We start from the raw sequence: 23,822 nt of genomic DNA, 5'->3' as shown, positions 1-23,822 counted from the left end.
GGACGAGCAGTTGTGGCGAGGGGGCTTGTCCAGCGTTGGGCTGCGCAGCAGCCCCTCAGATCCAGCATCACCGCCTGTCTGAAAAATGCGTCGCTCCTATTCGGGCTGCTACGCAGCCCAACGCTGGACAAGCCCGCTCACCACAGTCCTACAGTTGAAATCCCCCCCGCCACCCCCATATGAGTTTCCATCAGGGCATTTTCGCCCCGCTGCGTGGAGACTCTCCCCTTGACCACCATCGTTTCAGTTCGTCGCCACGGCAAAGTCGTCATGGGCGGCGACGGCCAGGTTTCCCTTGGCAACACCGTGATGAAAGGCAACGCCAAAAAAGTGCGTCGCCTGTACCACGGCCAGGTTCTGGCAGGCTTTGCCGGCGCCACCGCCGACGCCTTCACCCTCTTCGAGCGTTTCGAAGGCCAGCTGGAAAAACACCAGGGCCACCTCGTACGCGCCGCTGTCGAACTCGCCAAAGAATGGCGCACCGACCGCTCCCTCAGCCGCCTCGAAGCCATGCTGGCTGTTGCCAACAAAGACGCCTCCTTGATCATCACCGGCAACGGCGACGTGGTAGAGCCGGAAAACGGCTTGATCGCCATGGGTTCCGGCGGTGGCTATGCACAAGCTGCAGCCAGCGCGCTGTTGAAGAAAACTGACCTGTCAGCCCGGGAAATTGTCGAGACTGCCCTGGGTATCGCCGGCGATATCTGCGTGTTTACCAACCACAATCTGACCATTGAGGAGCAGGACCTCGCCGAGTAAGCCGTAGGCTTATTCCCGCTTGAGGACCGCCAAATACTATGTCCATGACTCCCCGCGAAATCGTCCATGAACTCAATCGCCATATCATCGGCCAGGACGATGCCAAGCGCGCTGTTGCCATTGCGCTGCGTAACCGCTGGCGCCGGATGCAACTACCCGAAGAACTGCGCGTTGAAGTAACGCCGAAAAACATCCTGATGATCGGCCCGACCGGCGTCGGTAAAACCGAAATCGCCCGACGCCTGGCCAAACTGGCCAATGCACCGTTCATCAAGGTCGAAGCCACCAAGTTCACCGAAGTGGGCTACGTAGGCCGCGACGTTGAGTCGATCATTCGTGACCTGGCCGACGCCGCCCTGAAGCTGCTGCGCGAACAGGAAATGACCAAGGTCAGCCACCGCGCTGAAGACGCCGCCGAAGACCGCATCCTCGACGCCCTGCTGCCACCGGCACGCATGGGTTTCAACGAAGACGCCGCCCCAGCCTCGGATTCCAACACTCGCCAACTGTTCCGCAAACGCCTGCGCGAAGGCCAGCTGGACGACAAGGAAATCGAGATTGAAGTCGCCGAAATCTCCGGCGTGGATATCTCTGCCCCGCCTGGCATGGAAGAAATGACCAGCCAGTTGCAGAACCTGTTCTCCAACATGGGCAAGGGCAAGAAGAAAAGCCGCAAGCTCAAAGTGAAGGAAGCACTGAAATTGGTGCGTGACGAAGAAGCCGGACGCCTGGTGAATGAGGAAGAGCTCAAAGCCAAGGCCCTGGAAGCAGTTGAGCAGCACGGTATCGTGTTTATCGACGAGATCGACAAGGTGGCCAAACGCGGCAACTCCGGCGGTGTCGATGTGTCCCGTGAAGGTGTGCAGCGCGACCTGCTGCCGCTGATCGAAGGCTGCACCGTGAATACCAAGCTGGGCATGGTCAAGACCGACCACATCCTGTTTATCGCCTCTGGTGCGTTCCACTTGAGCAAGCCAAGCGACCTGGTGCCGGAGCTGCAAGGCCGTCTGCCGATTCGCGTGGAACTCAAGGCACTGACGCCGGGCGACTTCGAGCGCATCCTCAGCGAGCCGCACGCGTCGCTCACCGAGCAATACCGCGAGCTGTTGAAAACCGAAGGTTTGGGGATCGAGTTCCTGCCAGACGGTATCAAGCGCCTGGCGGAGATCGCCTGGCAGGTCAACGAAAAGACCGAGAACATTGGTGCTCGTCGCCTGCACACCCTGCTTGAGCGTCTGCTTGAGGAAGTGTCCTTCAGTGCTGGCGATTTGGCCGGTGCGCAGAATGGCGAAGTGATCAAGATCGACGCCGACTACGTCAACAGCCACCTGGGCGAATTGGCGCAAAACGAAGATCTGTCTCGTTATATCCTGTAAGCCTCACACAGGACCGCTTTGCTTTAATGTGGGAGCAAGCCCGCTCCCACATTTTTGAGCCGGTTCCTTCAGGATCATCTTTGGGCGGTTCACTATGTCTAAACTCCCTACCGCTATAAACCTGCACAAAACCTCCAACACCCTCGGCCTCACCTACGGGCCCGACGAGGTCTATCAGTTGCCCGCCGAACTGTTGCGGGTGCACTCACCTTCCGCCGAGGTCCAGGGCCACGGCAAACCCATTCTCCAGTTCGGCAAGCTCAACGTCCGGTTGACCAAGATAGAACCGGCCGGGCAGTACGCACTGAAATTGACCTTCGACGACGGGCATGACAGCGGACTGTTCACCTGGGACTACCTTTACCAGTTGGCCATGCGCCAGGATGCGTTGTGGGCCGATTACCTGGCTGAGCTCAAAGCCGCTGGAAAAACCCGCGATCCGAGTGAGTCGATCGTGCGGCTGATGCTCTAGTCCAGGCTTCTTGCTCTTTAGAGGGCATTTTCTAATTTCATCTGCTTGAATGCCCTCTCTCGTGGCCAACGATTGGCCCGCTTGCGAAAAAAATTAAACTCGGGTAACCAATGGAACTGGCAAGTTCCCTGCATTTGACGATGCGGTATCAACGGTCACCCGAGTCGCAGTACCAGGCTTGTGTTGTGTATCGAAATTGGGTGCACAGCAGTACCCGGTACTCGTCTTTCGGACAATGGAGCGTCGTAGATGAGTAACAAGAACAACGATGACTTGAAACGCCAGGCCTCAGAAAACACCCTGGGGCTGAACCCGATCATCGCGTTACGTAAAAAGGATTTACTGGCCTCGGCGAAGATGGTGCTGACCCAGGCCATCAAGCAACCGTTGCACAGCGTCAAGCACGTCGCCCACTTTGGCGTCGAATTGAAGAACGTGATGTTCGGCAAATCGCAACTGGTGCCCGAAAGCGACGACCGCCGCTTTCATGACCCTGCGTGGAGCCAGAACCCGCTCTACAAACGTTACCTGCAAACCTACCTGGCGTGGCGCAAGGAACTCCACGACTGGATCGGTGACAGCAACTTGTCGGAACAGGACATCAGCCGCGGTCACTTCGTGATCAACCTGATGACCGAAGCCATGGCCCCCACCAACAGTGCGGCCAACCCGGCGGCGATCAAACGCTTCTTTGAAACCGGCGGCAAAAGCCTGCTCGATGGCCTGTCCCATCTGGCCAAGGACATGGTGCACAACGGCGGCATGCCGAGCCAGGTCAACATGGGCGCCTTTGAAGTCGGCAAGACCCTGGGCACCACCGAAGGCGCGGTCGTGTTTCGCAACGACGTGCTGGAGCTGATCCAGTACAAGCCCATCACCGAGCAGGTGCACGAGCGCCCATTACTGGTGGTGCCGCCGCAGATCAACAAATTCTACGTATTCGACCTGAGCCCGGATAAGAGCCTGGCGCGCTTTTGCCTGCGCAACGGCCAACAGACTTTTATCGTCAGTTGGCGCAACCCGACCAAGGCCCAGCGCGAATGGGGCCTGTCGACCTATATCGAGGCACTCAAGGAAGCCGTCGATGTGGTCACCGCCATTACCGGCAGCAAGGACGTCAACATGCTTGGCGCCTGCTCCGGCGGCATTACCTGCACCGCGTTGCTCGGCCACTACGCGGCACTGGGAGAGAAGAAGGTCAACGCCCTGACCCTGCTGGTGAGCGTGCTGGACACCACTCTGGACACCCAGGTGGCGCTGTTCGTCGACGAGCAAACCCTGGAGGCCGCCAAGCGCCACTCCTACCAGGCTGGCGTGCTGGAAGGCCGCGACATGGCCAAGGTGTTCGCGTGGATGCGCCCCAACGACCTGATCTGGAACTACTGGGTCAATAACTACCTCCTGGGCAACGAGCCGCCGGTGTTCGACATCCTGTTCTGGAACAACGACACCACGCGCTTACCTGCGGCATTCCACGGCGACTTGATCGAACTGTTCAAGAACAACCCGCTGGTGCGCGCCGATGCACTGGAAGTGTGCGGCACGCCGATCGATCTCAAGAAGGTCACCGCCGATATCTACTCATTGGCCGGCACCAACGATCACATCACACCATGGCAGTCCTGCTACAAATCAGCCCAGCTGTTTGGCGGCAAGGTTGAATTCGTGCTGTCCAGCAGTGGTCACATCCAGAGCATCCTTAATCCGCCGGGCAACCCCAAGGCGCGCTACCAGACCAGTGACAGCCTGTCGGGCAAAGCGCTGGAATGGCAGGAGAATGCCACCAAGCACACCGACTCCTGGTGGCTGCATTGGCAGGTTTGGCAGGCAGAGCGCGCGGGTAAGTTGAAGAAAGCGCCGACGAGTTTGGGTAATAAAGCCTATGGCGCAGCTGAGGCGGCGCCGGGTACATATGTGCATGAACGATAAGCAAATTTTGTGGTTGAAATGAGGTCAGTGTGGGGGCCGGCTTGCCTGCTCCCACATTGACCGAGTTCCTACAGACAAGTAGTGCCACTTCACAGGGCTTGAGCATGCCGCAACCGTTCATCTTCCGTACCATCGACCTGGATGGCCAGACCATCCGCACGGCGGTACGCCCGGGCAAGCCTCATTTGACGCCGTTGCTGATCTTCAACGGCATCGGCGCCAACCTTGAGTTGGTGTTTCCGTTCGTCCAGGCCCTGGACCCGGACCTGGAAGTGATCGCCTTCGATGTGCCAGGGGTGGGCGGGTCCTCGACACCCAATCGGCCTTATCGATTTCCCGGCCTGGCCAAACTCACTGCGCGCATGCTCGATTACCTCGACTACGGCCAGGTTAACGTGGTGGGAGTTTCCTGGGGCGGGGCTTTGGCGCAGCAATTTGCCTATGACTACCCGGAGCGCTGCAAGAAGCTGATCCTGGCGGCCACGGCGGCGGGCGCGGTGATGGTGCCGGGCAAGCCGAAGGTGCTGTGGCTGATGGCAAGCCCTCGGCGCTACATCCAACCCTCCCACGTGGTGCGCATTGCGCCGATGATTTATGGCGGCTCGTTCCGCCGCGATTCGAAATTGGCCGCCGAGCACGCCAGCAAAGTGCGCTCGGCCGGCAAGCTGGGTTACTACTGGCAGCTGTTTGCGGGGCTGGGCTGGACCAGCATCCACTGGCTGCACAAGATCCGCCAACCGACCCTGGTGCTGGCGGGGGACGACGACCCGCTGATCCCCCTGATCAACATGCGCATGCTGGCCTGGCGCATTCCCAACGCACAGTTACACGTCATCGATGACGGCCACCTGTTCCTGATCACCCGCGCCGAAGCCGTAGCGCCGATCATCATGAAATTTCTCGAGGAGGAGCGCATGCGGGCAGTGATTCACCCGCGACCCGCGGTGTAAGGACCACACCGCCGCGCAACTTGCCAAGAACCGACTATGGTTCTGAATTGGCGTGCCTGTTGATGATGGCTTGACGAAGGAGTGTTGGCTCATGCGAGAAAGACCCGTGACGAACCCGGCGCCCACCCCGGCGGCGTTCATCAATGCGCAAAATGCGATCACCGGCCTGCGCGGTCGAGATTTGCTGTCGACCCTGCGCAGCGTAGCCGCCCACGGCTTGCGCAACCCGGTGCATACCGCCCGTCATGCCCTGGCCCTGGGCGGACAACTGGGCCGCGTCTTGCTGGGTGAAGCCGTGCATGAACCCAACCCCCACGACAGCCGCTTCAGTGACCCCACCTGGAAGCTCAACCCGCTGTACCGGCGTAGCCTGCAAGCCTACTTGAGCTGGCAAAAGCAAGCCCGCCACTGGATCGACGACAGTACGCTGAGTGCCGATGACCGGGCCCGTGCGCACTTTGCTTTTTCCCTGCTCAACGATGCGGTCTCTCCCTCAAACACCCTGCTCAACCCGCTGGCCATCAAGGAGCTGCTCAACTCCGGCGGCAACAGCGTGGTGCGCGGCGTGAGCAACCTGTTCGAAGACCTGCTGCACAACAATGGCCTGCCGCGCCAGGTGAGCAAGCACGCCTTTGAAGTGGGCAAAACGGTCGCTACCACCCCAGGCTCAGTGGTGTTTCGTAATGAGCTGCTGGAGTTGATCCAGTACAAGCCCATGAGCGAAAAACAGTACGCCAAACCGCTGCTGATAGTGCCGCCGCAAATCAACAAGTACTACATCTTCGACCTCAGCCCAGCCAACAGCTTTGTGCAGTTCGCCCTGAAAAACGGCCTGCAGACGTTCATGGTCAGTTGGCGCAACCCGGATGTGCGCCACCGTGAATGGGGGCTCTCCACCTACGTTGCGGCCTTGGAGGAAGCACTCAACGTATGCCGAGCCATCACTGGCGCCCGCGAGGTCAACCTGATGGGCGCTTGCGCAGGCGGCCTGACCATTGCCGCCCTGCAAGGTCACCTGCAAGCCAAACGTCAACTGCGGCGCATCTCCAGTGCCAGTTACCTGGTGAGCCTGCTGGACAGCCAGATCGACAGCCCCGCCACCCTGTTCGCCGACGAACAGACTCTGGAAGCCGCCAAGCGTCGTTCCTACCAGCAAGGCGTGCTGGACGGCCGCGACATGGCCAAGGTGTTTGCCTGGATGCGCCCCAACGATCTGATCTGGAACTACTGGATCAACAATTACCTGTTGGGCAAGGAGCCGCCGGCCTTCGACATCCTGTACTGGAACAACGACAACACGCGTCTGCCCGCCGCGCTGCATGGCGACCTGCTGGACTTCTTCAAGCACAACCCGTTGAGCCATCCCGGCGGCCTGGAGGTATGCGGTACACCGATTGATTTGCAGAAGGTCACGGTGGACAGCTTCAGCGTGGCCGGGATCAACGACCACATCACGCCATGGGACGCGGTGTATCGCTCGACCCAACTGCTGGGTGGTGACAAGCGCTTTGTGCTGTCCAATAGCGGGCATATCCAGAGCATCCTCAACCCGCCGGGCAACCCCAAGGCTAACTACGTCGAGAACCCCAAGCTAAGCAGCGACCCGCGCGCCTGGTACTACGACGCCAACCACGTCGAAGGCAGCTGGTGGCCGCAGTGGCTGGAGTGGATTCAGCAACGCTCAGGCGTACAGCGCGAAACCCTGACTGCCCTGGGCAACCAGAATTACCCACCGATGGAAGCGGCGCCAGGCACTTACGTGCGTGTGCGCTGAGCTCAACGATCACATTAAGAAGACTGGATGAAGACCCGCGACCGTATCCTTGAATGTGCCCTGCAGTTGTTCAACCAGAAGGGCGAACCGAACGTGTCGACCATGGAGGTGGCCAATGAAATGGGGATCAGCCCGGGCAACCTCTACTACCACTTCCATGGCAAGGAGCCGTTGGTGCTCGGATTGTTCGAGCGCTTTCAATGTGAGTTGGCACCGCTGCTCGACCCACCGGCGGATGCGCAGTTGGAGGCCGAGGACTATTGGCTGTTCCTGCACTTGATCGTCGAGCGCATGGCCCATTACCGGTTTCTGTTCCAGGACCTGTCGAACCTGGCCGGGCGCCTGCCAAAACTGGCCAAGGGTATTCGCAACCTGCTGACGGCGCTCAAGCGCACCCTGGCGTCATTGCTCGCGCGGTTGAAGGCATCGGGGCAGTTGGTCAGTGGCACCCAGGCGTTGGGGCAACTGGTGGAGCAGATCACCATGACCTTGCTGTTTTCCCTGGATTACCAGCGGATTCTGGACCGTGAAGGTGAAGTGCGAGTGGTGGTGTACCAGATCATGATGCTGGTGGCGCCACATCTGTTGTTGCCGGCACGGCTGGCAACCGAGAAATTCGCGCTGAAATACCTGGATGACATAGATTAAAAATGTGTGGCGTTGAAGAAGCTGCGCCATAAAAAAATGCCCGACCTTTGCAGGCCGGGCATTTTTTACGCCCTGATAAAATCAGGACTGACTGGATGGCGTCGGGGTTACCGGCGTTGCAGTCGAGGTTGCAACAGCGTGTGTCGGTGCGGAAACCGAGTTGGCTGTCGAAGCGGTTGGCGCCGAGGTAGCAGGCTTGGCCGCAACAGCAGGTTTGGCGGCTGCTGGTTTTTTGGCTACCGCTGGTTTCTTCACTGCAGCAGGTTTTGCCGCCGGCTTGGCAGCCACAGGTTTTGCCGCAGCTGGCTTGACGGCTGGTTTTGCAGCAGCCGGCTTGGCGGCAGGTTTGGCGGCGGCGGTTTTAGCCGCTGGTTTGGCGGCTGGTTTTGCAGCAGGCTTGGCAGCAGCTTTAGCGGCCACGGGTTTAGCGGCAGGCTTGGCAGCCGGTTTGGCGGCTGCGGTTTTCGCAGCAGGCTTGGCGGCAGGTTTTGCTGCTGCTTTGGCTGGAGCCTTGGCCGCAGGTTTTGCAGCAGGCTTGGCCGCGGCTTTCACCAGAGGCTTGGCCGCAGGTTTAGCCGCGGGTTTGGCAGCTGCGGTTTTAGCGGCAGGCTTGGCAGCAGGTTTTGCAGCGACAGCTTTCACGGGAGCCACTTTAGCGCCGGTGAGTTTTTCGATTTGCTTGGTCAGGGTATCGACCTTGCTGTGCAGCGTTTTGAGCTCTGCTTTGCTAGGTACGCCCAGTCGCGAAATGGCACTGTTGAGGCGCTTGTCGAAAGTTTCTTCCAACTTGCCCCAGGTGTCAGAAATGCTCGACTTGGCGGAACCGGCAGTTGCCTTGGCCGCTTCAACTTTTTTACCAACCGTGCTCTTGGTCAACTTCTCGGCCTTCTCGCCGTCCTTGACCAAAGTATCGAAGTATTTGCCGCCGTCACTGCTAACCTTCGAATACACGCCTAAACCAGCCAGCCAGATCTTACGGGAATATTTTTCAACTTCCCCGATCCACGAGCTGTTTTCTTTCTGAGTAGTCTTCTTAACAGCCATCCCGATGTCTCCTTAGTGTTTACGCGCGACACGTTCTAGCAATGCCGTCAGCTCTTCGAGCTTAGCAGAGAGTGTCTCAACGTCATGTTTAGACGCAATGCCGATCCGATTCAAGGCACTTGCAACACGCGTGTCAAAAGCTTTTTCAACTTTATCCAGTTGAACTTCAACCAAACCTTTGACGCTCGAGACGTTACTCTTTACTTGGTCAATCTGACTGTTGGCGGCATCAAGTTGTTCAACCACAACTTTTTTGCCTTTACTTTCAACATGTTGACCGGTCTTAACCAGCTCTTTGAAGTACTCGCTGCCCTCGCTGCCGACCTTGGCATAGGCGCCAAGTCCCGCCAGCCAGATCTTGCGGGCATAGCTTTTAACGTCACTCAGGGCGGTGGATTGAACGTCGATTTTTTTCTTCAAAATAACTTTGGCCATGGTGCACCTCACGCAAAATAGGGTGGAGGAACGGCCCACAGGAGTTGAGGGCTTGGGCACAAAGTAGGGTGAAAAATTAGAATCGGCACCCTAAGAACACATCGATCAGGCCAGTGCCTTATCCAGGGCCTTCTCGATTTCGGACTTGATGGTGCCACTCATGGCCGACATCAACAGGCCCAGTTCCACATCAATGCGCAGTGAGTCATCGGCGACTAATACCGTGCCTTTAACCCCCGAACGCTTGAGGTTCAAGGTATCGCCGGACCACGACGGCTCCAGGCCATATTGTTCCTTGAGTTTGTGCGCCAACTTCTCGGCCTTTGCCCGCGCGCCTTCTTTACCCAGGGTATGTGCACGCTCAACGGTAATACGGGCCATTGCTATGACTCCTCTTTATAACGACTGGAACACCTTCCGTGCGGCAAAAGGTCTCGGTGACCGCCTATCTTACCTTCAGCCTTGCCAAGACAAAGCAGGCCTTGGGGATTATCATGTCCCGCATTCTCTTTTGGTGACAGCGATATGACTGATCAGCGCAAAGGCAGCGATGCCGAACCCACCACTCACTTCGGCTTCAAGAACGTCCCGGAAAGCCAAAAAGCGGAAAAAGTCGCTGAGGTGTTCCACTCCGTAGCCGCCAAGTACGACCTGATGAACGACGTGCTGTCGGGCGGTATGCACCGCCTGTGGAAGCGTTTCACCATCGAGCTGTCGGGCGTACGCACCGGCAACCGCGTACTGGATATCGCCGGTGGTACGGGCGACCTGGCAGCCAAGTTCTCCAAGCTCGTCGGCCCCACTGGCCAAGTGGTGCTCGCGGACATCAACGGCTCGATGCTCAAGGTCGGTCGCGATCGCCTGCTGGATAAAGGCGTGGCCGGCAATATCGAATTCGTCCAGGCAGATGCTGAAAAGCTGCCGTTCCCGGACAACCATTTCGACTGCGTGACCATCGCCTTCGGCCTGCGCAACGTGACCCACAAGGAAGACGCGATCCGCTCGATGCTGCGCGTACTCAAGCCGGGTGGCCGTCTGTTGGTGCTGGAGTTCTCCAAGCCGACCAACGCGCTGATGTCCAAGGTCTATGACACCTACTCCTTTGCCTTCATGCCGTTGATGGGCAAGCTGATCACCAATGACGCCGAAAGCTATCGCTACCTGGCTGAATCGATCCGCATGCACCCCGACCAGGAAACCCTGAAGTCGATGATGGTAGAGGCCGGCTTCGACCGCGTGACCTACCACAACATGACCTCGGGCATCGTCGCCCTGCACCGCGGCATCAAGCCCTGATGCTGCTCAAAGGTCTTCTGGCCAGCGTTGAACACGGCCTCAATCGTGTACTGCGCCTGGACAGCACCGCCCTGGCGCGGCTCGCGCACTTGAACGGCAAGGTGATTGCCGTCGACTGCCGCAGTCCCGCCTTGCAACTGTTTATCCTGCCCAGTGATGAAGGCCTGCTGCTCGCGACCGACTGGGCCGCCGAGGCCGACTGCACGCTACGCGCACCGGCGTCGAGCCTGTTGCACCTGGCCCTGAGCCGCAACAAGACCGCCATACTGCACAGCGCCGAAGTGGAACTGGAAGGCGACAGCGCGGTGCTGATGGACCTGGCCGCCGTGCTGCAAGACCTGGAGTTGGACTGGGAATACGAGCTGTCACGCTGGATCGGCCCTGTGGCCACCCAGTTGATCAGCGGGCACCTGCGCAGCCGCGCACGCTGGTACCAGCAAGGATTCGCCAGCCTCAACCAGAACCTCGCCGAATACTTGAGCGAAGAATCGCGCACCCTGGTCGGAGAACGGGAAGCGCAAGCGCGCTTTCGTGAACTCGACAAGGCCAAAATCGACCTGGAACGCCTTGAGGCGCGCTTCGAGCGCCTGAGCCGTTCCCTTGATCCAAGCGATAACGCATGAAGCTGCTCGCCGTCCGCCGTTTGTTTCGTATCCAGCGCGTCGTAATCCGCTACCGCCTCGATGACCTGCTGTTCGCCCTGCCCCTGCCGTGGTTCCTGCTGGCGGTGCGCTACGTGCTGCCGTGGCGCTGGTTCCCGCGCAAACAGCTGGAGCTGAGCCGTGGTGCGCGCCTGCGCCTGGCGTTACAGGATTTGGGGCCGATCTTTATCAAGTTCGGGCAAATCCTCTCCACGCGCCGCGACTTGCTGCCTGAAGACATCGCCGACGAGCTGATGCTGCTGCAAGACCGCGTACCGCCGTTCGACTCCCAGCAATCGGTCAACCTGATCGAAGAGCAGCTTGGTAAAAAAATCAGCGAAGTGTTCAGCCGCTTCGACATCGAACCGCTGGCCTCGGCCTCCGTGGCGCAAGTGCACGCCGCGCAGCTCAAGACCGGCGAAGAAGTGGTGGTAAAGGTGATCCGCCCGGGTCTCAAGCCGATTATCGGCCAGGACCTGGCGTGGCTGTTTATCCTCGCCCGCGCCGCCGAGCGTTTCTCGGCCGACGCGCGCCTGCTGCACCCGGTGGATGTGGTCGCCGACTACGAAAAAACCATCTACGACGAACTCGACCTGCTGCGCGAAGCCGCCAACGCCAGCCAGCTCAAGCGCAACTTCGAAGGCTCGCCGCTGCTGTACGTGCCGCAAGTGTATTGGGACTGGTGCCGCCCGAAAGTGCTGGTGATGGAGCGTATCTATGGCGTACAGGTCACCGACCTCGCCACCCTGGCCGACCAGCGCACCGACATGAAGATGCTCGCCGAGCGCGGCGTGGAGATTTTCTTCACCCAAGTGTTCCGCGACAGCTTCTTCCACGCCGACATGCACCCGGGCAACATCTTCGTCAGCACCGTCAACCCGTGGAGCCCGCAGTACATTGCGATCGACTGCGGCATCGTCGGCAGCCTGACCCCGGAAGACCAGGACTACCTGGCCCGCAACTTGTTCGCTTTCTTCAAGCGTGACTACCGCCGCGTGGCGCAGTTGCACATCGATTCGGGCTGGGTGCCGGCGGAAACCAAACTCAACGAATTCGAAGCGGCGATTCGCACCGTGTGCGAACCGATCTTTGAAAAACCGTTAAAAGATATTTCCTTCGGCCAAGTGCTGATGCGCCTGTTCCAGACCGCGCGCCGCTTCAACATGGAAGTACAGCCGCAGCTGGTACTGCTGCAAAAGACCTTGCTGAATATCGAAGGCCTGGGTCGCCAGCTGTATCCGGACCTCGACCTGTGGAACACCGCCCAACCGTTCCTGGAACGCTGGATGCGCGAGCGCGTCAGCCCGAAAACCCTGATCGGCAACCTGCACAGCCAGTTCGAACAGCTGCCACACTTGGCCAACATGACCCGCGACCTGCTGGAACGCATGTCCCAGCCCCACGCCGAGGACCCTGCGCCGCCGTGGCACAAGCGCAAGGACGATTGGTTCCTGCGTCTGCTGGGCGCCGCGCACCTGGTGGGCGGCGTAATTTTGGCCATTGGCGGGCCACTGAATGAGCTGGGCCACTGGCCCGCTGGCATCATGGTCGCCGTGGGTGTTTATCTGATCGTGCGTCGATAGCCAATCCGGTTATACACTGTCGCAAATTGCCGGAGCCGAACATGAAAGACTGGCTGGACGAGATCAAGTGGGACAGTGACGGCCTGGTGCCGGCCATTGCCCAGGACTACAAGACCGGGCGTGTGCTGATGATGGCCTGGATGAACCGCGAGGCCCTGAGCCTGACTGCCACTGAGCAGCGCGCCATCTACTGGTCACGCTCGCGTGGCAAACTATGGCGTAAGGGCGAAGAGTCCGGGCACGTGCAAACCCTGCACGAGATGCGCATCGACTGCGACGCCGACGTGGTGATCCTCAAGGTCGAGCAAATCGGCGACATCGCCTGCCACACCGGTCGCCACAGCTGCTTCTATCGCGTGTTCGAGAACGGCGAATGGAAGGTTGTTGAACCGGTACTCAAAGACCCGCACGCTATCTACTCGGCAGGACACTGAACATGAGCGATACCCTGAACCGTGTGGCCCAGGTGTTGGAAGACCGCAAAGGCGCGGATGCCGACAGTTCCTATGTCGCCAGCCTGTACCACAAAGGTCTGAACAAAATTCTGGAAAAGCTCGGCGAGGAATCCATCGAGACGATCATCGCAGCCAAGGACGCGCAGATCAGCGGCGACTGCAGCGATGTGATCTACGAAACTGCCGACTTGTGGTTCCACAGCCTGGTCATGCTCGCCCAACTGGGGCAGCATCCACAGGCAGTGCTGGATGAACTGGACCGTCGCTTCGGCTTGTCCGGGCATGCCGAAAAGGCCTCGCGCCCGTCCGCCTGAATAACTTTCACAGAGGAATTGCAGCATGGGCATTTTTGACTGGAAACACTGGATCGTCATTCTGGTGGTAGTTGTACTGGTGTTCGGCACCAAGAAACTCAAGAACCTGGGCACCGACGTAGGCGAGTCGATCAAGGGCTTTCGTAAAGCCATGAACGACGATGAAAAACCTGCTGACCCCGTAGTTAACCCAGCGCCGCCGGTCCAGCCTGTGCACCCGCAGGCCGCCCAGCCAATCACCGAGCGTCGTACCTTCGACGTGCAGGCTGAGAAAGTCGAAGAGCCGACCCGCAAAGACTCGTGAGCACTGACTAATGTTTGGTATCAGCTTCTCTGAACTGCTCCTCGTCGGCCTGGTTGCCCTGTTGGTGCTGGGGCCGGAACGCCTGCCCGGTGCCGCGCGCACCGCAGGCCTATGGATCGGGCGCTTGAAGCGCAGCTTCAACGCCATCAAACAGGAAGTTGAACGGGAAATCGGCGCCGACGAGATCCGTCGGCAACTGCACAACGAACATATCCTGTCGTTGGAGCAGGAAGCGCGGAAGATTCTTTCCCCGGTCCAGGAGCCCGCCAAACCGGCCGAACCTGTGGCCGAGCACAGCATCGCGCCGACACCTGTGGTTGAAGCCCCACCTGCTGCTCCGATCCCGACCGCTCCAACCGCGACAGAGCCCGCCGCGCCGACGCCCGTTGCGTCGCCCGCGCCCCATGACCCTACATTGCCGCCGCGAGCCCCATGAGCGCTGATAAACCGGAAAACGACCAGCACATGCCGCTGGTCTCGCACCTCACCGAGTTGCGTACCCGCCTGCTGCGTTGCGTGGCGGCGATCTTCATCATCTTTGCCGGGCTGTTCGCCTTTACCCAGCAGATTTATACCTTCGTCTCCACCCCGCTGCGCCACTACCTGCCGGCCGGCGCGACGATGATCGCCACCGACGTGTCGTCGCCGTTCCTGACACCGTTGAAGCTGACCATGATGGTGTCGTTGTTCCTGGCGATTCCGGTGATCCTGCATCAGATCTGGGGCTTTATCGCACCGGGCCTGTACAAGCATGAGAAGCGCATCGCGGTGCCATTGCTGGTGTCGAGCATCCTGTTGTTCTACACCGGCATGGCCTTCGCCTACTTCCTAGTGTTCCCACTGATCTTCAAGTTCTTCGCCTCCGCCACCCCGGCCGGCGTTGAAATGATGACCGACATCACCAGCTACCTCGACTTCGTGATGACGCTGTTCTTCGCCTTTGGCGTGGCCTTCGAAATCCCGGTGGCGGTCGTACTGCTGGTGTGGATCGGTGTGGTCAACGTCCAATACCTGAAGAAGATCCGCCCATACGTGATCATCGGCTGCTTCGTGGTCGGCATGATCCTGACGCCGCCGGACATCTTCTCCCAGACCCTGCTGGCCGTGCCAATGTGGATGCTCTTCGAGATCGGTATCCTGTTCGGCAGCCTGATCAGCAAACGTGGCGATCATCCGGATGACCAACCCGACGACGACCAGCCGCCAGCGACCCAACCGTGAACCTGCTGCTGCTTGAAGAGGCCGACTTTGTTGCGGCCGACCGGGTGGTCCTGCGAGATCGGCGCCTGGTGCATATGCAGGAAGTCCACCGCGCCGTGGTGGGCGACAACCTGCGGGTTGGGCGCATCGGCGGGCTGATGGGCAACGCGCAACTGCTGCGCCTGGAAGCTCGCGAAGCCGAGTTGCAAGTCAGCTTTGACCTGCCGCCTCCGGCCAAACTGCCGCTGACTCTATTGCTGGCCCTGCCGCGCCCGAAAATGCTGCGCCGGGTGCTGCAAACCGTGGCCGCCATGGGTGTGCCCAAGGTAGTGCTGGTCAACAGTTACCGGGTGGAAAAGAGTTTCTGGCAAACCCCGTTCCTGGAGCCTGAAGCGGTTCGTGAGCAATTGATCCTCGGCCTGGAACAGGCCCGGGACACCGTGCTGCCCGAAATCATCATTGAAAAACGCTTCAAGCCCTTCGTCGAAGACCGCCTGCCGGCCATGACCGAAGGCACTCTGGGCCTGATCGGCCACCCCGGCGATTACCCGCCCTGCCCGCGTGGGCTGGATGAGCCAGTCACACTGGCCATCGGCCCGGAAGGTGGCTGGATTCCCTACGAAGTGGACCTGCTGGCCAAGGCCGGCTTACAACCGGTGCAGTTGGGTGCACGCATCCTGCGCGTCGAAACCGCCGTAACCGCACTGCTCGCGCGCCTGTTCTGACAACACGCCCACAATGGATTTGCGTCACTACAGAATCTCCCTACGCTGCCGATAACCTTTGAATAAGTCCAAGCCTTGTTCCAAAGGAGATCGCAGCATGTACCGTTGGTTAGCCGAAAATCTGGGGAATGTGAGCGTCAATCGCAAGCTGAGCATTGGCTTTGGCTTGGTGTTGATCCTGACGCTGCTGATCACCTTCACCGGTTGGACCGGCCTGGGCGACGTGACCAGTCGTGGCGACAAGCTGGGCTTTATCTCCAGCCTCAACAGCCTGACCAAAGACCTGCGCCTGGCGCGCCTGGACTTCGAAATGCGTCGCGGCGAACAAGGCACGGGCGCGGTCAACGACCTGATCACACAACTGGACAGTGGCCTGAAAACCGCCGAAGGCCTGATCGAGCAACCCGACGACAAGGCCCTGGTAGAGCAACAACTGGACGCCTTGAATCAATACAAAAAAGCCTTTGCAACCATGGTCCAGGCCGGCCTCAAGCGTGAAGGCGCGCGCAGTAAGCTCGGAGATACGGCCGATAACGCTGTGGCCAAAACCAGCGAAATTGAGAAATCTCTGCTGCAAGGCGATAGCGTCATCCAATTCAACAGCGTGGTCGACCTGAGCAAGCTGATTCAGCAAGCGCGCTTCCAGGTTCGCGGCTACACCTACAGCGGCAAGACCGAAGCCGAGCAGCCCGCGCTGGATGCCATCGACAACGCCCTGAAGAAAATCACCGAACTCCAAGGCCAACTGCCAGCGCAGTACCAGGCCAACCTGCAAGAGGCCAGCACCTCGCTGCAAGCCTACCGCGCCGCCGTCAGCCAGTACCGTGACTCCCAAGTTGCAACAGCGGCAGCCCTGAAAATCACGACCGAACAAGGCGCCATCCTGCTGGGCAACAGCGACAAACTCACGATTTCCCAGACCGTGGTGCGCGACACCGATGCCGCCCATGCCAAACAACTGTTGCTGCTGGCCACAGTATTGGCGCTGATCTTCGGCATGGTCGCCGCCTGGGCCATCACCCGTCAGATCGTCATACCGCTGAACCAGACCCTCAAAGTGGCTGAGCGCGTGGCCTCCGGCGACTTGAGCCACAACCTCAACTCCGGACGCCAAGACGAACTGGGCCAACTGCAACGTGCCATGCAGAGCATGACCGTGGGCCTGCGCGAGCTGATCGGCGGCATCAGTGACGGCGTCACTCAGATCGCCAGCGCCGCCGAGCAACTGTCGGCCGTGACCGAGCAGACCAGCGCCGGGGTCAACAGCCAAAAAGTGGAAACCGATCAGGTAGCCACCGCCATGAATGAAATGGCCGCCACCGTACAAGAGGTCGCGCGTAACGCCGAGGAAGCCTCCGAAGCCGCCGTAGCCGCTGATCAACAAGCCCGTGAAGGCGATAAGGTGGTGGGTGAAGCCATCGCCCAGATCGAGCGCTTAGCCACTGAAGTCGGCAACTCCACCGAGGCGATGGGCCATCTGAAACGCGAGAGCGACAAGATCGGCAGCGTACTCGACGTGATCAAGTCCGTAGCTCAACAAACCAACCTGCTGGCGCTGAACGCGGCGATTGAGGCGGCACGTGCAGGTGAGGCCGGACGTGGCTTCGCGGTGGTGGCTGACGAGGTGCGCAGCCTGGCCCAGCGCACCCAGAAGTCCACCGAAGAGATCGAAGAACTGATAGTCGGCCTGCAAAGCGGCACCCAACAGGTGGCGACCATCATGGACAACAGCCGTGGCCTCACAGAGAGCAGCGTGGAGCTGACCCGCCGCGCCGGCAATGCGCTGGGCAATATCACCCGCACGGTCTCGACCATCCAGGCAATGAACTCGCAGATCGCCACCGCCGCCGAGCAACAAAGCGCCGTGGCTGAGGAGATCAACCGCAGCGTGCTGAATGTGCGAGACGTGTCTGAACAGACCTCTTCGGCCAGTGAAGAAACCGCCGCGTCCAGCGCCGAGCTGGCACGCCTGGGGATTTATTTGCAGACGCTTGTAGGGCGCTTCCGCGTCTGATCGGCCCTTTGCGGCGGCTAATCGAGGCCGCCGAACACAGCACCTTGTGAAACGTCCTACGCAATTATCAGCCCGCCATGACTCCGAATCGAATTAGCGTTCCCAAGCGCTCTTTCTGATTTGGAGGCTCCTCATGTTTCCTCGGCTGACCCGCCTGCTGGGTAACACCAGCGTCACGCTTAAACTGGCCCTAGGCTTCGGCCAGGTGCTGCTCCTCAGCGTCATCATCGCAATTACCGGCTGGCAAGCCGTGAATGCTGTACTCAGCCGTTCGAACAATTTGATTGTGTTGGGGCAACTCGCCGTAGTGGCAGAGGCTATGCGCGCCGATCGCATCGTGTATCGCACCCTCACGGACACTGCCAGTCTCAGCAAGATGAGCACTCAGATTAAAAAGATCGACCAGTATCTCGCCGACCTCTCCAGCAACCTGAAAGACCCGAACAACCAACTGAGCGTCCAAGAGGCGACTCAGTCGATCAACAGCTTCAAGGCTGGGCTGGCGCAGCTGCCACCCTTGATCGAGAGACGCGAGAACACCCGCACCCTACTGAAAAATGCTGCGCTCCAGGCGGGTGATACCCTCGCCCAGCTGGCCAGCAAGTTGCCCGACCAGCAGGACCAAATGGCCCTGGATACATTAGAAAACCTGCGTCAAGCCATCGCACTGGCGCAGGACCGTACACAAAGCCCGGCCTGGTCAGCCGATTCGCTGAACGCCTACGAACAGGCCGTGAGCCAAACCCTCGACGCATTGGAAATCTCCCTGGCCGCCGTTACAACGCTCCCCGTTGACTCCACCCTGCTCAAAACCGACCTGGCGGACTATCGCGTGCAACTCAATGCCCTCAAGGAGACCCAGCTCACCACCGAAGCCGTGCAAAATCGCCTAGAGCAACAGCTCAACCAATTGCTCGAACAAAGCGACCTGCTAAGCCAGGACCAGACCCTCAAGCGCGACAACGAAGCGAGCCAAACCCGCACGCTGCTGGTGGGTGTCACCCTGACCGCGCTTCTACTAGGCAGCCTGGCCGCGTGGTGGATCGCCCGGCAAATCGTGGTGCCATTGCGTAAAACCCTGACCACCGCCAACCGTATCGCCGACGGCGACTTGAGTGACAACCCTCAGGTCGAACGCCATGACGAACTCGGTCAGTTGCAGCAGAGCATCGCGCAAATGACGCTCAATCTACGCAGCCTCATCGGGGGTATCAGCGATAGTGCCCGGCAAATAGCCGGTGCTGCCAACCAACTGTCAGCCGTCACCGAACAGACCCGCAGCGGGATCAACTATCAGAAAGAGGAAACCGACCAGATGGCCACGGCCATGAATGAAATGCTCGCCACTGCGCAAGAAGTCGCTCGTCACGCGGAACAGGCATCCACAGCCACCAGCGAGGCGGACCAACAGGCAAGCGCGGGAGAACAGATTGTCACGCAGGCCGTTGAGCAAATCGATCATCTGGCCCATGAGATGGCACGCTCCAGCCAGGCGATGCTCGCGTTGCAGCGCCAGAGCCAAAAGATCGGCAGCGTGCTGGACGTTATCAAGTCAGTGTCCCAGCAGACCAACTTGCTGGCACTGAACGCCGCGATCGAGGCGGCGCGCGCAGGCAGCGCCGGTAGAGGTTTCGCCGTGGTGGCCGATGAGGTTCGCAGCCTGGCCCAACGTACCCAAGAGTCCGCCGAAGAAATCGAAGGGCTGATCCTCCGCCTGCATAACGACACACAACAGGTCGCCGACATCATGGACAACAGTCGTACGCTGACCGACAACAGCGTCGGCCTGACCCGAGACGTCGGCGACGCGCTGGCGGCGATTGCGCGAACCGTGTCGCTCATCCAGGAAATGAACCCGCAGATTGCTGCCGCTGCCGAGCAGCAAAGTGCGGTGGCCGCGCAGATCAATCGCAGTGTGTTGACGGTGCGGGATGTGTCGGAACAAACGGCAGTCGCCAGTGAGGAAACCGCAACTGCGAGCGTTCAGTTGACGAGGCTGAGCCTGGACTTACAGACGCTGGTTGGCAAATTCAGGCTCTAGCCACCGTAGCAGCTGTCGAGCCCCAGCGAGGCTGCGTGAGGCGCGACACGCGCCTGTATCGGCAGCGCGCCCGACGCAGCCTCGCTTAAGCTCGACAGCTGCTACGGGTGAGGTGATTACAGGACTTGGCGTAGGAAGGCCTGGGCCCGTGGGTCTTTCGGCGCATCGAAGAATTCGGCTGGGGAAGCGTCTTCGAGCAGCTTGCCGTGATCGAAGAACAGCACACGGTCCGCGACTTCGCGGGCAAAACCCATCTCGTGGGTGACGCAGACCATGGTCATGCCTTCCAGGGCCAGGGTCTTCATCACGTCCAGTACTTCGCCGACCATTTCCGGGTCGAGGGCCGAAGTCGGTTCGTCAAACAACATCACCTTGGGTTCCATGGCCAGGGCCCGGGCAATCGCCACCCGTTGTTGCTGACCGCCAGACAGGCGTGACGGGAATTCGTTGGCCTTCTGCGCGATCCCGACCTTCTCCAGTAGCGCCAGGGCCTTGGCCTCGCGCTCTTGCTTGCCGCGCTTGCGCACGACTTTTTGCGCAAGGCACAGGTTTTCCAGCACGGTCATGTGGGGAAACAGGTTGAAGTGCTGGAACACCATGCCGACTTCACGGCGGTAGGCGTTCACATCGGTTTTCGGGTCGGCCAGTTGCAGGCCGTCGATGCTCACCGAGCCGGAATCGAATTCTTCCAGCCCGTTAAGGCAGCGCAGGAACGTTGACTTACCGGAACCCGACGGGCCAATCACAACCAACACTTCGCCCTTGGCGACTTGGGTGGTGACGTGGTCCACCGCGCGCACCACATGGCCACGGGTGTCGAAGACTTTTACCAGATCGCGAACTTCAATCACTTTGCGCGAGCCTCCGCTCAAGCCGGCTGGCCATTTTCGACAGCGGCAGGTTGATCAGCAGGTACAGGCCTGCCACACAGAACAGGATTTCAAACGGCGAAAACGAGGTGGTGATCACTTCGCGACCGCTTTTGAGCAGCTCAGTAATGGCGATCACCGAGACCAGGGACGTGTCTTTCACCAGACTGATAAATTGCCCGGCCAGCGGCGGTAGCACGCGCTTGAAGGCCTGCGGCAACACCACGTGGCGCATAGACTGACTGGCACTCAGGCCCAGGGAGCGCGCGGCTTCGTTCTGACCACGGGTGATGGACTGCACGCCGGCGCGGACAATTTCCGCCACGTAGGCGCCGGTGAACAGCGACAGTGCGGCGATCCCGGCGAATTCCCGAGACAGGTTGAGCACCGTGCCGATGAAGAAATAGAAAATGAAGATCTGCACCAAAAGCGGCGTGCCGCGCACCAGCTCGACGTAGATCGTCGACAGGTCGCGCAGGGTCGGGTTACTGGAGAGACGGCACAACCCCGTCGCCAAACCAATCGCCAAGCCCAGAATCCCGGACACCACCGACAGCCACAACGTGGTCCACAAGCCCCACATCAGCGGGCCCAGCGCCCAATGGCGGGTCACGCCCACCACATCGCCTTCGGCCACGTCATCGCCACGTGCAACTTGCAGACTGTTGTCGGCAACGGTCAGTTTTTGCTCCACTCCGGCGTCGTTGCGCAGGGTGACTTCGGCTACATCGCCTTTGCGTACCAACTCAACGACGGTGGAAATGTCGGCGGCACGCTGCGACGTTTCGGCCTGATAGGCGAAGTACTGCGGCACGCGGTTCCAGCGCCATTCGTAGGACATCAGCGAGGTGGCGTAGTACAACGCGCCAGCCAGGCCAACCAACACGACCACGGTCAGCAGGTGCCAGGGCCATTGGGCTTTTTTCTGTTTCATTGCGAATTCCGGGATTGATTGAGATCGTTCCCACGCTCTGCGTGGGAATGCCTCACTAGACGCTCTGCGTCCGCTTTGTGACGCGGAGCGTCACGGGCTGCATTTCCACGCAGAGCGTGGGAACGATCGACTCGATGTCAGCCCTTATTCCATGTCCTTGAGCCACTCGGAGCTCTTGAACCACTTGTCATGGATGCGATCGTAGGTGCCGTCGTTGCGGATCTGGTGCAGGAAATTATTGATGTAGTTGAGGCTGTCGTAATCGCCTTTTTTCAGGCCGAACGCCAGAGGCTCGAAAGTGAAGGGTTCGTCGAGGAACACCAGCTTGCCGTTGCCGACTTTCTTCTCAGCCACTACGTTGTACGGCGCGTCATAGACGAAGGCGTCGGCTTTGCCGTTGACCACGTCCAACACGCCTTCTTGCTCGTTGTCATAGCCGTGGTACTTGGCTTTGGAGATCATCTTCTTGGCGATCATTTCACCCGTGGTGCCAAGCTTGGAGGTCAGGCGATATTTCTCGTCGTTCAGGTCTTTGTAAGACTTGATGGTGCCTTCCAGGTCCTTGCGGATCAGCAAAGTCTGGCCGACCACAATGAAGGGTTCGCTGAAGTTCAGGCGCAGGTTACGTTCCTGGGTCAGGGTCATGCCGCTGCCGATCATGTCGAACTTGCCGGTCAGGAAGGCCGGGATGATGCCATCATAACCGGTGGACACCAGCTCCAGCTTGACGCCCATGGACTTGGCCATGGCCTTGAGGATGTCGACTTCAAAACCGATGATTTCACCGCGTTTATCTGTCATTTCGAACGGCATGTAGGTCGGGTCCATGCCGACTTTCAGCGTGCCGCGCTTGACCGCATCATCGATGGCTCCGGCTTGGGCCGCAGCTGCGGCGACCAGCGTAGTGACGCCTAGCAGCAGCATCGAAAGATACTTTTTCATCATCAAGTCCCCTGAACGATTCTTGTAAGGCCGGTGCGCAAAAGGGCTGCACCATTGCGGGGTGCGATCCTAACTCACTCGTCCCCCGTCACAAAGGTTTCACGGGTAAATGTTATCGGCGTATGTCGGAAAAGCCCCACAACGGTGCAGCCAAGAGCCTGTGTTCGGCAATTGATTGATGTGTAAGCAGTTATGACACTCAATCGATCTCCGCCATCCAGGTGGTGTCCTTAAACCACTTATCGTGCAGGCGATCGTAGGTGCCATCCTGTGCCACCTGATTGAGGAAATGGTTGATCCAGTTAAGGCTGTCGTAATCACCTTTTTTCAGGCCGAACGCCAGGGGCTCGAAGGTAAAGGGTTGTTCAAGCGCCAATAACGTGCGGTTTTCCGGCCGGGTCATCGCGATCAGGTTGTAGGGCGCGTCATGAATAAAGGCATCGGCCTTGCCCTCGACTACCTGCCGTATAGCTTCTTCCGAGGTGGTGAAACTACTTAGACGAGCCGCCCCCAGAAAGCGTTGTGCAGCAGCCTCTCCAGTGGTGCCTTCAGTGGCAACGATCCGGTATCCAGCCTCGTTCAGGTCTTCAATACTCGAAACCATGCCGGCCAGGCGGGGGTGCAACAGTACCGTTTGGCCAACCACGATGAAGGAGTCGCTGAAATTCAGCTTCAGGTTGCGCTCCTGAGTAACCGTCATGCCGCTGCCAATCAGATCAAACTTCTTCGCCATCAGACCCGGCAGCAACTCGGTATAAGGCACCGCAATCAGTTCAAGCTCAACGCCCAACGCGCGGCTCATCGCCTGGAGCAAGTCGATCTCAAAACCGACGATGCGCCCCTGTTTATCCGTCATTTCAAAGGGGACGTAAGTGGGCGTGGTGCCGACTTTAAGCACACCGCGTCGAACGGCGTCGTCAAGGGCGCCAGCATTCACCAGACCTGCGTAAATCAATACGACAGCGCCGATCAGCCATGCCAAACAATACCTTTTGCTCATGAATCCCCCGTGGCAAATCAAATTTGGGGGGCGATGCTAACCCAGGCACGGGCACGGCAATACGTCTCGAACAAAGGTCTTTTGTTTCGAAATAACAAGGAGTTAGCGTTAAATGGA

General features: G+C 59.4%; 25 protein-coding genes and 1 pseudogene. 19 read left to right on the top strand and 7 right to left on the bottom strand.

Annotation, left to right across the window (positions count from 1 at the left end; all coding sequences use genetic code 11):
* Positions 1 to 228: 228 nt before the first annotated feature.
* From hslV to BFL40_RS04630, 7 genes are all read left to right on the top strand, one after another.
* Entirely contained in the window at positions 229 to 759 is a 531-nt protein-coding gene (hslV, locus tag BFL40_RS04660) for an ATP-dependent protease subunit HslV (RefSeq protein WP_017738857.1), read from the top strand.
* A gap of 38 nt (positions 760 to 797) precedes the next feature.
* The gene (gene hslU / locus BFL40_RS04655) at positions 798 to 2,135 is read left to right on the top strand and encodes an ATP-dependent protease ATPase subunit HslU (protein ID WP_071482656.1); all 1,338 of its coding nucleotides are present in this window, start codon (positions 798 to 800) and stop codon (positions 2,133 to 2,135) included.
* A 94-nt stretch (positions 2,136 to 2,229) separates the two neighbouring features.
* Complete coding sequence (locus BFL40_RS04650; RefSeq protein WP_071482655.1) at positions 2,230 to 2,607, top strand: gamma-butyrobetaine hydroxylase family protein; 378 nt, start codon at positions 2,230 to 2,232, stop codon at positions 2,605 to 2,607.
* A 249-nt stretch (positions 2,608 to 2,856) separates the two neighbouring features.
* A complete protein-coding gene (gene phaC / locus BFL40_RS04645) occupies positions 2,857 to 4,536 on the top strand; it encodes a class II poly(R)-hydroxyalkanoic acid synthase (protein WP_071482654.1) in 1,680 nt (559 codons plus the stop codon).
* A gap of 104 nt (positions 4,537 to 4,640) precedes the next feature.
* Positions 4,641 to 5,486 (top strand): poly(3-hydroxyalkanoate) depolymerase, encoded by an 846-nt coding sequence (phaZ, locus tag BFL40_RS04640; RefSeq protein WP_071482653.1) that lies wholly within the window; start codon positions 4,641 to 4,643, stop codon positions 5,484 to 5,486.
* A gap of 91 nt (positions 5,487 to 5,577) precedes the next feature.
* Complete coding sequence (gene phaC / locus BFL40_RS04635) at positions 5,578 to 7,260, top strand: class II poly(R)-hydroxyalkanoic acid synthase (protein ID WP_071482652.1); 1,683 nt, start codon at positions 5,578 to 5,580, stop codon at positions 7,258 to 7,260.
* Positions 7,261 to 7,287: 27 nt separating this feature from the next.
* A complete protein-coding gene (locus BFL40_RS04630) occupies positions 7,288 to 7,908 on the top strand; it encodes a TetR/AcrR family transcriptional regulator (protein WP_071482651.1) in 621 nt (206 codons plus the stop codon).
* Between the two features lie 81 nt (positions 7,909 to 7,989).
* Here BFL40_RS04630 and BFL40_RS04625 read toward each other — a convergent pair whose 3' ends face one another.
* From BFL40_RS04625 to BFL40_RS04615, 3 genes are all read right to left on the bottom strand, one after another.
* Positions 7,990 to 8,952 (bottom strand): phasin family protein, encoded by a 963-nt coding sequence (locus BFL40_RS04625; protein WP_071482650.1) that lies wholly within the window; start codon positions 8,950 to 8,952, stop codon positions 7,990 to 7,992.
* Positions 8,953 to 8,964: 12 nt separating this feature from the next.
* Positions 8,965 to 9,387, bottom strand: coding sequence for a phasin family protein (locus tag BFL40_RS04620; protein WP_071482649.1), 423 nt, complete (start codon positions 9,385 to 9,387; stop codon positions 8,965 to 8,967).
* 105 nt (positions 9,388 to 9,492) lie between these two features.
* A complete protein-coding gene (locus BFL40_RS04615) occupies positions 9,493 to 9,768 on the bottom strand; it encodes a polyhydroxyalkanoic acid system family protein (protein WP_071482648.1) in 276 nt (91 codons plus the stop codon).
* Between the two features lie 144 nt (positions 9,769 to 9,912).
* Here BFL40_RS04615 and ubiE point away from each other — a divergent pair, with 144 nt between their 5' ends.
* The 12 genes and pseudogenes from ubiE (at position 9,913) to BFL40_RS04560 (ending at position 19,960) form a co-directional block, all read left to right on the top strand.
* Positions 9,913 to 10,683 (top strand): bifunctional demethylmenaquinone methyltransferase/2-methoxy-6-polyprenyl-1,4-benzoquinol methylase UbiE, encoded by a 771-nt coding sequence (gene ubiE, locus BFL40_RS04610; protein WP_003171186.1) that lies wholly within the window; start codon positions 9,913 to 9,915, stop codon positions 10,681 to 10,683.
* Positions 10,683 to 11,306 carry a ubiquinone biosynthesis accessory factor UbiJ gene (locus tag BFL40_RS04605; protein WP_071482647.1) on the top strand — a complete coding sequence of 208 codons (624 nt, stop codon included), beginning with the start codon at positions 10,683 to 10,685 and terminating at the stop codon, positions 11,304 to 11,306. The genes ubiE and BFL40_RS04605 overlap by 1 nt, the downstream gene beginning before the upstream one ends.
* On the top strand, positions 11,303 to 12,907 hold the full coding sequence (gene ubiB / locus BFL40_RS04600; RefSeq protein ID WP_071482646.1) for a ubiquinone biosynthesis regulatory protein kinase UbiB: 1,605 nt from the start codon (positions 11,303 to 11,305) through the stop codon (positions 12,905 to 12,907). Before BFL40_RS04605 ends, ubiB begins: the two co-directional genes overlap by 4 nt.
* A 41-nt stretch (positions 12,908 to 12,948) precedes the next feature.
* Positions 12,949 to 13,341 carry a phosphoribosyl-AMP cyclohydrolase gene (gene hisI / locus BFL40_RS04595; protein ID WP_012721796.1) on the top strand — a complete coding sequence of 131 codons (393 nt, stop codon included), beginning with the start codon at positions 12,949 to 12,951 and terminating at the stop codon, positions 13,339 to 13,341.
* A 2-nt stretch (positions 13,342 to 13,343) separates the two neighbouring features.
* Positions 13,344 to 13,676, top strand: coding sequence for a phosphoribosyl-ATP diphosphatase (locus tag BFL40_RS04590; RefSeq protein ID WP_027605032.1), 333 nt, complete (start codon positions 13,344 to 13,346; stop codon positions 13,674 to 13,676).
* Between the two features lie 25 nt (positions 13,677 to 13,701).
* A complete protein-coding gene (locus tag BFL40_RS04585; protein ID WP_071482645.1) occupies positions 13,702 to 13,980 on the top strand; it encodes a twin-arginine translocase TatA/TatE family subunit in 279 nt (92 codons plus the stop codon).
* A gap of 10 nt (positions 13,981 to 13,990) precedes the next feature.
* On the top strand, positions 13,991 to 14,416 hold the full coding sequence (gene tatB / locus BFL40_RS04580; protein ID WP_071482644.1) for a Sec-independent protein translocase protein TatB: 426 nt from the start codon (positions 13,991 to 13,993) through the stop codon (positions 14,414 to 14,416).
* Positions 14,413 to 15,201: a twin-arginine translocase subunit TatC gene (gene tatC / locus BFL40_RS04575; RefSeq protein ID WP_071482643.1), complete on the top strand. Its 789-nt coding sequence runs from the start codon at positions 14,413 to 14,415 to the stop codon at positions 15,199 to 15,201. The genes tatB and tatC overlap by 4 nt, the downstream gene beginning before the upstream one ends.
* Positions 15,198 to 15,905: a 16S rRNA (uracil(1498)-N(3))-methyltransferase gene (locus BFL40_RS04570; protein ID WP_071482642.1), complete on the top strand. Its 708-nt coding sequence runs from the start codon at positions 15,198 to 15,200 to the stop codon at positions 15,903 to 15,905. Before tatC ends, BFL40_RS04570 begins: the two co-directional genes overlap by 4 nt.
* A gap of 97 nt (positions 15,906 to 16,002) precedes the next feature.
* A pseudogene (locus tag BFL40_RS34545) lies at positions 16,003 to 17,061 on the top strand (methyl-accepting chemotaxis protein); the annotation flags it as partial.
* Positions 17,047 to 17,919, top strand: coding sequence for a methyl-accepting chemotaxis protein (locus tag BFL40_RS34540; RefSeq protein WP_408003979.1), 873 nt, complete (start codon positions 17,047 to 17,049; stop codon positions 17,917 to 17,919). The pseudogene BFL40_RS34545 and the gene BFL40_RS34540, both read left to right, overlap by 15 nt.
* A gap of 133 nt (positions 17,920 to 18,052) precedes the next feature.
* On the top strand, positions 18,053 to 19,960 hold the full coding sequence (locus tag BFL40_RS04560; protein ID WP_071482640.1) for a HAMP domain-containing methyl-accepting chemotaxis protein: 1,908 nt from the start codon (positions 18,053 to 18,055) through the stop codon (positions 19,958 to 19,960).
* A gap of 116 nt (positions 19,961 to 20,076) precedes the next feature.
* Here the strand turns inward: BFL40_RS04560 and BFL40_RS04555 are convergent, their stop codons facing one another.
* From BFL40_RS04555 to BFL40_RS04540, 4 genes are all read right to left on the bottom strand, one after another.
* The gene (locus BFL40_RS04555) at positions 20,077 to 20,811 is read right to left on the bottom strand and encodes an amino acid ABC transporter ATP-binding protein (RefSeq protein WP_071482639.1); all 735 of its coding nucleotides are present in this window, start codon (positions 20,809 to 20,811) and stop codon (positions 20,077 to 20,079) included.
* On the bottom strand, positions 20,804 to 21,763 hold the full coding sequence (locus BFL40_RS04550) for an amino acid ABC transporter permease (RefSeq protein WP_071482638.1): 960 nt from the start codon (positions 21,761 to 21,763) through the stop codon (positions 20,804 to 20,806). The genes BFL40_RS04555 and BFL40_RS04550 overlap by 8 nt, the downstream gene beginning before the upstream one ends.
* Before the next feature lie 144 nt (positions 21,764 to 21,907).
* Positions 21,908 to 22,705 carry a transporter substrate-binding domain-containing protein gene (locus BFL40_RS04545; protein ID WP_071482732.1) on the bottom strand — a complete coding sequence of 266 codons (798 nt, stop codon included), beginning with the start codon at positions 22,703 to 22,705 and terminating at the stop codon, positions 21,908 to 21,910.
* 199 nt (positions 22,706 to 22,904) lie between these two features.
* Positions 22,905 to 23,705, bottom strand: a complete 801-nt coding sequence (locus BFL40_RS04540; RefSeq protein WP_071482637.1) for a transporter substrate-binding domain-containing protein — start codon at positions 23,703 to 23,705, stop codon at positions 22,905 to 22,907.
* Positions 23,706 to 23,822: the final 117 nt, after the last annotated feature.

It is taken from the genome of Pseudomonas costantinii (assembly GCF_001870435.1).
Classification (GTDB): domain Bacteria; phylum Pseudomonadota; class Gammaproteobacteria; order Pseudomonadales; family Pseudomonadaceae; genus Aquipseudomonas; species Aquipseudomonas costantinii.
The sequence above is the reverse complement of the archived record's forward strand: the minus strand, read 5'-3'. Positions and strand labels throughout refer to the sequence as shown.